Consider the following 12029-nt stretch of genomic DNA (forward strand, 5'->3'; position numbering starts at 1 on the left):
TTATTACAAAACTTAAAACAGCAAAATCATGCAAAAGATAATTACACGTTTGTTAATGGTATTTGTAATACTATTTTCATTTACTAGTTGCGAAGTTATAGGAGATATTTTTAAAGCCGGAATGGGATTCGGAATCTTTATCGTCATCTTTATAGTTGCGATTATTATTTTCATCTTCGCCAAGATATTCGGCAATAAATAAGCATAAAAAAATCCCGTTCGGTTGCGAACGGGATTTCTTTTTTATCTAAAACTATGTTTTATTTAGCGTACATTTTTGTTCTTAATTCCTGAACTTTTTCATCATCCAGATATTCATCAAATGTCATATAACGGTCTATTGCTCCATTTGGCGTTAACTCCACTACTCTATTACCAACAGTTTGTGCAAACTCGTGGTCATGCGTTGTGAAAATTACTGAACCTTTGAAGTTTTTTAATGAGTTGTTGAAAGCCGTAATAGACTCCAAATCTAAGTGATTTGTTGGCTCGTCAAGCATCAGGATATTTGCACGCTCCATCATCATTCTTGATAACATACAACGTACTTTTTCTCCTCCTGATAAAACGCGGCTTGTTTTTAAAGCTTCTTCTCCAGAGAAAATCATTTTCCCTAAGAATCCTCTAATAAATACCTCATCGCGCTCTTCTTCTGTTTTTGCGTATTGACGTAACCAATCTACCAAAGTCAAATCGTTTTCAAAGAATGAATGATTTTCTGCCGGTAAATAAGCCTGATTTGTTGTAATTCCCCAATCAAAAGTTCCTGCATCAGCATTTTGCTGACCGTTTAAAATTTCGTAGAAAGCTGTTGTAGCACGTGAATCTTTAGAGAAAAGAACGATTTTATCGCCTTTTGCCATATTCAGGTTTACTCCTTTAAACAAAAGATCTCCTTCTACTGAAGCTTCTAAATTTTCTACATTCAAAATCTGATCTCCGGCTTCACGATCCTGATCAAAAATAATCGCAGGATAACGACGGCTTGAAGGTTTGATATCTGAAATATTCAATTTAGAAATCATCTTTTTACGAGAAGTTGCTTGTTTCGATTTTGCAACGTTCGCACTAAAACGACGAATAAACTCTTCTAATTCCTGTTTCTTTTCTTCGGCTTTTTTGTTTTGCTGAGCACGTTGTTTTGCTGCCAATTGGCTAGACTCGTACCAGAAAGTATAGTTTCCTGAGTAGTGATTTATTTTTCCAAAATCGATATCAGAAATATGTGTACAAACCGAATCTAAAAAGTGACGGTCGTGAGATACTACAATTACTGTATTTTCATAATTTGCCAAGAAGTTTTCTAACCAAGAGATGGTTTCAAAATCCAAATCGTTGGTAGGCTCATCCATAATAAGCAAATCCGGGTTTCCAAAAAGTGCCTGCGCCAAAAGCACACGTACTTTAATTTTTCCCTCTAGATCTCCCATTAAAGTATAATGGTGTTCTTCGTTGATTCCTAAGTTCGACAGCATCGATGCGGCATCAGAATCTGCATTCCATCCGTTCATTTCTTCAAACTGAACCTGAAGTTCTCCAATTCGGTCTGCGTTTTTATCGTTGTAGTCTAAATAAAGCTCATCCATTTCTTTTTTAACAGCATAAAGAACTTTATTTCCCATCAAAACGGTTTCCAAAACGGTATGCTCATCGAACATGTTGTGATTTTGGTTCAAAACCGACATACGTTTTCCCGGCTCTAAATGAATGTGTCCGGAAGTTGGGTCGATATCGCCCGAAATGATTTTTAGAAAAGTAGATTTTCCAGCACCATTGGCTCCAATAACTCCATAAATATTTCCGTGTGTGAATGTGGTATTTACTTCGTCAAACAAAATTCGTTTGCCAAATTGAACTGATAAATTATTGACTGTTAACATGAATGTCTTTTTAATTAATTTGGTGCAAAAGTAGTGAAAAAGGTTCTAAGTTGCAAAGGTGCTAAGGTTCTAAGTTTTTTTATTGTGGGCGTTTATTTTTTACCATATAAGTCATATAAGTTCATTTAAGCCAAACTTAATAACTTATATGGCTAAAAAATAAATCATGTAAGTTTTATAAATATTTAAACTAAGCTTATAATCTCTTATATCACTTATATGGTTTAAAATTACAATTTTGCTTACCTTCACTTTTTATTCAAAATTATGCAGGCTCCCATTTTATTATATCAAACTTCTCAATCTAAAATAGAAGTCGAAGTAACTTATCTTGACGAAAGCTTTTGGCTTTCGCAAAAAGCAATGGCACAGTTATTTGGAATTGAATCCCATACGATAACCTATCATTTAAAAGAAATTTATAAAAGTTTAGAATTAGATTCAATTTCAACTACTCGAAAAATTCGAGCAGTTCAAATCGAAGGAAAAAGAGAAGTTAGCAGAGAAATTGATTTTTACAATCTTGATGTAATTATTGCTGTTGGTTATAGAGTAAATTCTAGTCAGGCTACTCAATTTAGAATTTGGGCAACCAAAACGCTTAAAGAATTCATCATTAAAGGATTTGTTATGAATGATGAAATGCTTAAAAACGGAAAGGCTTTTGGCAAAGATTATTTTGAGGAGTTATTAGAACGCATTAGAGAAATTCGTTCTTCGGAAAGACGTTTTTATCAAAAAATAACGGATATCTATGCTCTTTCTGCAAATTATGAAAAAGATAGTATTGAGACTAAAGCTTTTTTTGCAACGGTACAAAATAAACTTCATTGGGCAATAACCGGAAAAACTGCTGCGGAAATAATTTATACAGAAGCTGATGCTGCCAAAATTTATATGGGATTGTCGACATGGAAAGATGCGCCTGACGGAAAAATTCTAAAAAGTGATGTTAGTGTTGCTAAAAACTATTTGAATGACGCACATATTCAAGAACTTAATCGAATTGTTTCTGCCTACTTAGATCTGGCCGAAAATTATACCAAAAGACAGATTATTATGCAAATGGAAGATTGGAGTGTTTTCCTTAATAATTTTCTGCAACTTTCAAGTTATCCAATTCTGAATGATAAAGGAAAAATCACTCACTTAGAAGCAAAAATCAAAGCTGAGATGGAGTTTGAAAAATTCCGAATTATTCAAGACAGAGAATATTTGTCTGATTTTGATAAGGAAATAATGAGATTAAACAAGAAATAGTTAAGCTTTAGTATATAAGTTCATTAAAATAAACTTTTTACATAAAAGGCAAAATACAATAACACCTAACTTCTTACTTTTAACATCTAACTTTTTACAATTTACTTTCTTTCTCTAAAGCAACTTCAAGACTTTTATAGTTATTTAAAACTTTAGCAATCGAACCTCCTTTATTAAGTATAAAATGTGTTGGAAAGGCATTTAAATTCAAGGTTTCGTTCATATACGTTTTCATGTTTGGAATAACGGAATATGAAAGTGGTTTTCTTGCCAAGAATACTTTTAGTTGTTCCGGTGTATCTTCGGCTAGGCTTATGAAAAGTATGTCTTTTCGGTCTTTGTATTTTTCAACTAATTGATTTACTTCGGGAAATTCTTTAATGCAGGCGGCACAATGAATATACCAGCATTTTATGACTATTATTTTTCCTTTCATAGTTTCGTTTGAAACCAGATTTCCGTTTAGGTCTTTAAACGAGAATTTAGGAAAAGGTTTTCCTTCCATTTCAAAATTCTTTAAGGCATCAAAAGCTTCCTGATTGATGGTGGCTTTTATACTTGTATCTGAATTTGGCTGAATTTTAAACAGCTTATAATAGTAAATTGAATCCTCGGACTTTAGTCGTATTGGAATGTAATTTCCGTTTGTTAATTCATTTAGAAAAGCTTCTTTTGAAATTTCTTTTGAATCTGTATCAAGTGCAACATAATCTCTGGAAAGCATTATATTTTTACTTTGATACGTCCACCAATCGCTGAATTTATTTTGAATTTGGCTTGGATCAACTTCCGGATTTCCGAATTTGGTTTGGCTGAAAATTGTAGTTGAAACTAGAAATGTTATTAGAAAAATGATTGACTTCTTCATGAATTTTTAATACCTGAATTTGGATTTCAAAAATACTTAAATTTATTTTAAAAACATTCACCTGGATTTACCTATATTAGCTAAAATTCTGATTAAAAATGATATTCCCTTTTCAATTTGAAATCTTTGAAAAAACCTTTTACTGGCATTTTATATTTGAAACTTTAGCTTTTTTTATTGGCATAAGAATCTATTATTTTCTGAAGAAAAGAACACAAGACCCTATATCAGACATTAATCGTTTAATTATAATGATTGGTGCTATGATTGGTGCTTTAATAGGATCAAGATTTATTGCTTTATTAGAAACTCCGTCATCAATTACCCATCAGACTTTTTTAACATTATATCAAAACAAAACAGTTGCAGGAGGATTTTTGGGAGGATTATTTGGCGTTGAAATAATAAAAAAAATAATTGGAGTAAAAATCGCTTCGGGAGATTTATATGTTATTCCAATTATTGTGGCATTATTTATTGGCAGAATTGGGTGTTTTTCCATGGGAATTGCAGAGCCAACTTATGGCAACGAAACTACCTTTTTTACAGGAATGAATTTAGGTGACGGCCTGCAAAGACATCCTGTTGCTTTGTATGAAATGTTATTTATGATTTTTCTTTTTGTTTTATTTCAAAGTATAAAAAATAAAAATTTGATTAATGGAGATCGATTTAAACTCTTTATGGTTTTATATTTTTTATTTCGATTTTTAGTAGAATTTTTAAAACCATACCAACCTTTATTTCTTAATTTAAGCAGCATACAATGGAGTTCGATTTTAATTTTTATTTATTATTGGAAGTTTCTCTGCCGAATATTTGCTTATCAATACAAAGAAAATCTTATTTCTTCACTTTAAATATAATAGAATGAAAACTCGTGATTACATATTTTACGATTACACTAAAAGCCTTTGTCCTCATTGTTTAGCCCTTGTAGACACTAAAATTGTTTTTCAGGATGATAAAGTCTGGATGTTAAAACATTGCAAAACACATGGCGAGTTAAAGTCGATGATTGCAGATGATGTTAACTATTATAAGCAACTTCGTAATTACAATAAACAATCTGAAATGCCTTTAAAATTCAATACAAAAGTGCATTATGGTTGTCCGTATGACTGCGGACTATGTACAGATCACGAACAGCATTCCTGTTTGACAATTATTGAAGTTACAGATCGTTGTAATTTAGCCTGCCCTACTTGTTACGCCAGCTCAGCTCCAAACTACGGCAGACATCGCACATTAGAAGAAATTGAAAAAATGTTTGATACTGTTGTAGCAAACGAAGGTGAACCGGATGTAGTCCAGATTTCAGGAGGAGAACCAACTGTGCATCCTGAGTTTTTTAAAATTTTAGATATTGCCAAAAGTAAACCTATCAAACATTTGATGGTAAATACAAACGGTATTAGAATTGCAAAAGACATCAAATTTGTGGAGACTCTTGCTACCTATATGCCCGATTTTGAAATTTATTTGCAATTTGACAGTTTTAAACCCGAAGTATTGGAAAAATTGCGTGGTGAAGATTTAACCGAAGTACGCAAAAAAGCCATCGAACATCTAAATCATTTTAATATTTCGACAACCTTGGTCATCACACTTCAAAAAGGAGAAAATGACGATGAAATTGGTAAAATAATAGAGTATGCTTTACAACAAAAATGTGTTCGTGGTGTTACTTTTCAGCCTACACAAGTTGCCGGCAGAAATGATAATTACGATGATATTTCAGGAAGAATAACCCTCACAGAAGTCCGCAGAAAAATTTACGAGCAAGCTCCTCTTTTTACTCCACAGGATTTAATTCCTGTTCCTTGCAATCCAGACGCTTTATGTATGGCTTATGCGCTAAAAATTGATGGAGAAGTTTTTCCTATGACCCATTTGATTAATCCGGAAGATCTGTTGAATAATTCGAAAAACACAATCGTTTTTGAGCATGACGAAAAACTAAAAACACATATGCTTAATTTATTCAGCACAGGTATTTCTGTAGATTGTGCTGAAGGTGAATTTAATGAATTAATGTGTTGTTTGCCAAGAGTTCAGTCAGACACCTTAAATTATAATAACTTATTTCGAATTTTGATTATGAATTTTATGGATGCTCATGATTTTGATGTTAGGGCGGTTAAAAAATCATGTGTTCATATTGTAAGTGATAAAATGAAAATTATTCCGTTTGAAACTATGAATTTATTCTACAGAGATAACAAAATTGAAAAAATAAGAGAAAAATTAAATGTTTAATAAAACTATTAAAATATGGATATGGAGAGTTTAGTGTTTTGGGGATTTATTCTGTTGGCGATGTTTTTAATTGGCCTTGTTGGTTTAATTTTTAGCAAAGAAAACAAAAAGTTTTTTTTAACACTTTTGTTGATTCCTATAATCATTGTTGTAATAGGATTTGGAACATGCGTAGTCATTATGAGTAATCTATAATTTTATATTTTATATGGGAGAGTTTTTAGTTTTAGTGGGAGGTTTCACTGCTTTTATAAGTGTGATTGCTTTTTTAATTGGAATAGGTCGTTTGATATTTATATCAGACGATAAAAAAGTTTCATTAAAAATTATTCTATACTCCGTTATAGCTTTTATAATTGGTTTTGGTACCTGTGCTGCCAATTTTTCGTTGGGCGGAATGCATTAATAAAAAAAACCTGGCAATAAAATTGCCAGGCTTAGAATGCTCTCCTTCAGGTGAAAACCAAATAACAAATCACCTGAGTTCGATGCATTTATTCGAAATAAAAATTAGATTAAAAAATAAATAACCAAACTCAATTTTAACCGTTCCAATGTTTTATTTCTATTTTTTTATTCATTGTAATAAACCTAGTTTAAGAAGTTCATTACTTTGAAAGATTTTGTTTTTCCTTCTTTGTTTGTTACAACAACTAAGAACAATTGTTTCGTTGAGAAACTTTGATCCTGTAGCAGAATTTCTTTATTATTCTGAATATTTTTATGACTTACTAAAGTTTGTCCAAGGATGTTAAATACATCAACCTGAGCGATCTCTTCGGTATCATTTGTAACTGATAATGCATTGTTTTTAAAGTATGCTATCGTTGCACTGCTTTTTGAAGGAACAGCATCAAGCGCTAATGTTTTTGCTGTTGACTGTGAAGCAAAATAAGCAGCATAGGCTTTAGATAATTCAGATGAATTACCACAAGAAGATGCATCCCAGTTTACAGACCAAGTCATTAAACCTCTTAAAGAAGGATATGGTCCGCCTGGCTGCATAGTGTATGTTCTTCCTGTAAAAGTGGTTCCGGTTCTTAAATAATGCATAGCATTAATTCCTTCTGTAGGCGTTAAATAACCGCTACCTGCAGCACTTGGACAAGCTGGTAATGCAATAAGAACTTTTGAAGGCGGTAAACCATCAAAATGCATTCCTGTTGTACCAATGTTATACCCTTTTATCACCATATCAGTTAGGGCTGTTACCATGTTTGCTTTCTTAGCAGAACCATAATATTGACCATCTAATCCGTTTTCTCCTCCTGTATTATACAATTGTACAGCTAACAAATCCAATTCATTACGTAAGTTTTGAATGATTGGCAAGAAAGAACCAAAAGTATCTGTATAGGTAGAATATCCTCCTTGTACGTATTGTGTTTCCGGAGCTGCAGTTAATAAAAATCCAGGACCATAGTAAGCTTTTAATTCTTTGAAAGCATCTACTACGTTTTTTAATCTTGGATAAGCAGAAATACCTGCATAAGAAATATCTCTTAAACCTCCTGCATTAAAATTCATTGATCCGCCTTCAAAATCAATATCAACTCCATCAAATTGATACTCATCAATAATTGCTTTCAGACCATTAACAAAAATATTTTTTTGAGTTACATTGTCCAAAACAACATGACCATTTTGACCTCCAATAGAGACAATAACAGGAACGCCGCTATCTCTTAAGGATTTTATATCATTTTTCAATAATTGCTTATTGAAAACACCATTGGTCAAATATCTAGTATCATTTGTAGTTAATACTGGTGTATAACCATCACGATTAACTGTTTCTACGAAAGAATAATCAACTACGTTAAACTTACTTCCCACCATTTGAGAAAAATATAAAAATGGAGCACCAGTATTTTCCCAAGAATGTGCATATCCTAAAAGAACTTTAGATGGTAGTGGAATGAATCTATTCGTGCTCACCGGAGCAATTTTAATTGTATTGTTTAATGTAGTTACACCAGATTGATTATCGGTTGCTTTGATTACAACTGGATAATCCTGATAAGCAGATGGTGTAAAATTATACGTATAAGTATTATTTGTACCTGCTGTCATGTTAAATGTACCTCCATTTATTGTAATAGTAACACCTGAAACCGATCCGTTACTATCAACAGCTGTAACCGAAATTGGCACAACCTGGAAAGAACTTTGGTTTACAGTAGTATTAGATGGTGAGTTCCAAGTAATTACCGGCAATGAATTAGGGCAGTTTGCACCTGAACAACTTAATGTAAAACTATATGTTTTTGCATCTGTTGTTCCGTTTGATGCAGTAGCCGTAACGGTTAACGTATGACTAAGCGAAAACTGATTTGCTACTGGTGTCCAAACCGATGTATAAGTTCCAGAAGAATTGGTAGCACTCAAGGTTTGTCCATCTAAACTAAATACAACTGATGAGATTGTAGTGGCATCAGCAGCACTTAATCCAACACTTGCAACAAAATTAATTGCTGATCCTAAATTTATAGCAATCGCAGAAGCTGTTGGCGCTGTAATGGTAACCACTGGCTTAGTCGTAACCACCGCTTGTCTATTAAAATTATAAACTGTTGAAGTTGTTGGAACTGCAAAGTTGGCTAAGTTATTTGGGTAGTAAGTTACATCACCATTTTCCCACGCATTTAATTTCAAACTTAAAATTTGTGTATAACCTGCTACAACTGCATTATCGAAAGTATAATTTCCTGATGCATCTGTTGTTGCCAAAACACTTTTCCAGTTGTGTGTACTATCTGTCCAAGGTAAAACGATTTCTACTTTTGCTCCAGCTACTGCAACTGTTCCGTTTTTAACTGTTCCGCTAATTAAGTTTGCCTGAACTTGTGCTGCTTTTGCAGTTGAGCTTGTATTAAAATTATAAACCGTTGGATTTGCAGGAACAGGGAAATTTGCCAAATTTGATGGTAAATAAACCACTTCTCCATTCTCCCAAGAATTTAATTTTAAACTTGTAACTGTTGTATATCCAGCTACAACTGAATTATCAAAGCTGTATTTTCCTTGTGCATCTGTTGTCGCAATAACGCTTTTCCAGTTGTGTGTGCTATCTGTCCAAGGTAAAACGATTTCTACTTTTGCACCAGCTACGAGAACTGTTCCATTTTTAACTGTTCCGCTGATTTTGCTTGTAGGAACTACAATAGCATCCTGTGAGAAGTTTAATGTTTTGTTCGCAATTAAATTGGTATAAACTGTTGAAGCCGGAGTGTAGGTTTGTCCTGCTAAAGCAGCAGTCACCGTATAAGTTCCGCCTGACGGTAAATTCGCAATTGTATAAACTCCGCTTGAATTTGTAGTTGCTGTAAAAGTTCCTCCTGTTGAAGTTGCTGTAACCGTAACTCCTGAAACTGGAGTTGTTCCGTTAAGAACTGTTCCGCTTACTGTATAATATACAATTGGCGCACCTTGAGCAAAATTCAATGTTTTGTTTGCATCAATTGCGTTATAAACTGTTGAAGTTGGCGTATAAGAGAATCCTGTTTTTGCAGCTGTAACCGTAAATTTAAGTCCTGCTGTTAAACCTGCAACACTGTAAACTCCGCTTGCATTTGAAGTCGCAGTTAAAACTGTTGCTCCTGAAGTTGCTGTAACTGTTACACCAGAAACTCCTGTTGCTCCATTAAGAACTGTTCCGCTTACTGTATATGTAGGCTGAGATCCGTTAATGATTACTCCAGTTTGATTAGTAGTAACGTTTGTCAAAGTTACAGGCGTAAAAGTATAAGTAGCTTTTAACGCTGTAAGGATATAATTTTGTCCCGTAGTAAGGTTGCTGAATGTGAAATTACCTCCTGTAGAAACCACAGTTTGCAATACTACATTACTTGCATTACGTAATTCAACAGTTACATCCGGAACTAAAGCTGTTCCGGTTTTTACCGAACCTGCAATACTTACTGTTCCAGGAACGATGCTTCCAAATGATGTATCAACCTGAGTTAATAATGAATTTGCAATAGAACCTCTTGTATCCTGAGATAATTCCCAAACCATACCTCCGGCAAGATTTCTTGATTTAATATATTGTACTTTTAAATCCATTGATTGTTTATCTTCATAGGAGATAAACTGTTTTAAAGTAGCATTGTACAAATAAGGAACTTTTGTTGTATTATCAAAGTATCTTACCCATCCTGCAGCTGCTGCAGCTGCTGTAACCTGCATTGTATTTGGATCTAAATAAGCGTGTGAATTGGTAACCGGATTTCCGACAAGATCACAAATTTCAATACTTCCTGATTTTTCGCACGCTGCCGGACCATCCCAAGTTCCTGTTGGATTTTGTGGATTTGTACATCCGCTAACTATATCTCTTGGTGCTGAAACGAATAATCCATTTGTTGAATTTGTCGCTACATGATCAAATTTCTTTCCGTAGAAAGGTAATCCCATGATTAATTTATTCGCAGGAAAACCAACAACGTTCAAATATTGATTTGTCAATTCGTCTAATGATTCTGATTGTGTGGCGCCATAAAGCGGATCATTTGTGTTTCCGCTGGCATATAATGGTGCGTTGTAGCATGTTTTATCATACCAGTTTCCACCAAAATCATATCCAAAATACGTGATATAATCACAATAAGTAGAAATATCTTCTGTCATTCCGTATTGTGCTCTGTTTGATGGTCCTAAATATTGTTTGGCAACATTTCGAACATTGTTTCCAGCAGCAATCGAGATTAATTTATTTGGCATTGCCTGACGCATTGCTTTCAATAAATACACTAAATTTTTGTTGTCGTCCGGGCTGTACTTTTGCGGAGGAATTGGTGCTCCGTTAATTACTTCGGTACCGTCTGTTCCTCCAGAAAGAGGATATTCCCAGTCAATATCGAATCCATCAATAAATGGATATTTGGTAATAAAGTTTGCCATATCTGTAGCTAAAGCAGCTCTTGCAACAGGACTTGCTGCAATTGGAGAAAGATCCTGACCTTTTGTCCATCCTCCAACAGAAATTAAAATTTTAAGATGTGGATACTTTTCCTTAAGTTTCATTAAGTCATAAAAGTTTCCTTTTACAGGAGCATCCCATGGAATTCCACCTTCCATATGCTCAAAATCAGCATACGAATCCAAACATAACAACTTTGTATTCTCCGGATGTGCAGGATCGAAAGTTGTTCCATAAAAAGAATAATTCAAATGCGTCAATTTACTTCCGTCTATCTTCGGAATATTAAAATCCCGGGCATAAATGGCCCATTGCGCATAGTACCCTACTACTTTTTTACCGTGAGCTGGTTGGGCTAACGCGAGTAAGGGAAACAGTAACAAAAAAAGCAATCTGTAATAATGTTTCATAATTAAATTAATATTGGTTAATAAAAAGAAATATTCCAATCACAATAAATTACATACCGCAACTCTGTATATAAAATGCAATAATTGGGATTCAATCAATTGCAAAAAAAAGATTGCAATCAACTGGAGATTAATTCATATTACTTTTAAAAATAAATATTACTATTACTGATTTTATCCATAATCATTAGTGAATAGTAGTGATTGATATTTATTAAATTTTAAAAATTAGTTTAAATACAAAAGATAAATTCGGGGTCTATCTAGTTTTATGCTCTATTTGGTTTTGTCATGTTTTTAATTCTATTCTTCTTTATTTGGTTTTAAGGGTTACTATTTGATTTCTATAATTCTTATATTTATATTCGTTTTAACAGGTTTTTATAGCGATTTTATTCAGTTTTACCATAATTATCTCTACTAGAAAATTC

At 33.3% G+C, this 12029-nt stretch carries 8 protein-coding genes; 5 read left to right on the top strand and 3 right to left on the bottom strand.

What is annotated here, in order from left to right:
• Positions 1-28 precede the first annotated feature (28 nt).
• The gene (locus tag CHB81_RS26960) at positions 29-202 is read left to right on the top strand and encodes a hypothetical protein (RefSeq protein ID WP_165902304.1); all 174 of its coding nucleotides are present in this window, start codon (positions 29-31) and stop codon (positions 200-202) included.
• A gap of 58 nt (positions 203-260) precedes the next feature.
• On the opposite strand, the gene CHB81_RS21570 is transcribed toward CHB81_RS26960, so the two are convergent.
• A complete protein-coding gene (locus tag CHB81_RS21570; protein WP_089353908.1) occupies positions 261-1880 on the bottom strand; it encodes an ABC-F family ATP-binding cassette domain-containing protein in 1620 nt (539 codons plus the stop codon).
• A 267-nt stretch (positions 1881-2147) separates the two neighbouring features.
• Here CHB81_RS21570 and CHB81_RS21575 point away from each other — a divergent pair, with 267 nt between their 5' ends.
• Positions 2148-3140 carry a virulence RhuM family protein gene (locus CHB81_RS21575; protein ID WP_089353909.1) on the top strand — a complete coding sequence of 331 codons (993 nt, stop codon included), beginning with the start codon at positions 2148-2150 and terminating at the stop codon, positions 3138-3140.
• 94 nt (positions 3141-3234) lie between these two features.
• Here CHB81_RS21575 and CHB81_RS21580 read toward each other — a convergent pair whose 3' ends face one another.
• Entirely contained in the window at positions 3235-4008 is a 774-nt protein-coding gene (locus CHB81_RS21580) for a TlpA disulfide reductase family protein (RefSeq protein WP_089353910.1), read from the bottom strand.
• A 98-nt stretch (positions 4009-4106) separates the two neighbouring features.
• Between CHB81_RS21580 and CHB81_RS21585 the strand changes: the two genes are divergently transcribed.
• The 3 genes from CHB81_RS21585 (at position 4107) to CHB81_RS21600 (ending at position 6673) form a co-directional block, all read left to right on the top strand.
• Positions 4107-4868, top strand: coding sequence for a prolipoprotein diacylglyceryl transferase (locus tag CHB81_RS21585; protein WP_089353911.1), 762 nt, complete (start codon positions 4107-4109; stop codon positions 4866-4868).
• Between the two features lie 10 nt (positions 4869-4878).
• Complete coding sequence (locus tag CHB81_RS21590; RefSeq protein ID WP_089353912.1) at positions 4879-6267, top strand: radical SAM protein; 1389 nt, start codon at positions 4879-4881, stop codon at positions 6265-6267.
• Positions 6268-6475: 208 nt separating this feature from the next.
• Entirely contained in the window at positions 6476-6673 is a 198-nt protein-coding gene (locus tag CHB81_RS21600; protein WP_089353914.1) for a hypothetical protein, read from the top strand.
• A gap of 185 nt (positions 6674-6858) precedes the next feature.
• Here the strand turns inward: CHB81_RS21600 and chiA are convergent, their stop codons facing one another.
• Positions 6859-11598 carry a T9SS-translocated chitinase ChiA gene (chiA, locus tag CHB81_RS21605; protein ID WP_089353915.1) on the bottom strand — a complete coding sequence of 1580 codons (4740 nt, stop codon included), beginning with the start codon at positions 11596-11598 and terminating at the stop codon, positions 6859-6861.
• Positions 11599-12029: the final 431 nt, after the last annotated feature.

It is taken from the genome of Flavobacterium sp. ov086, from assembly GCF_900187965.1.
Taxonomy (GTDB): domain Bacteria; phylum Bacteroidota; class Bacteroidia; order Flavobacteriales; family Flavobacteriaceae; genus Flavobacterium.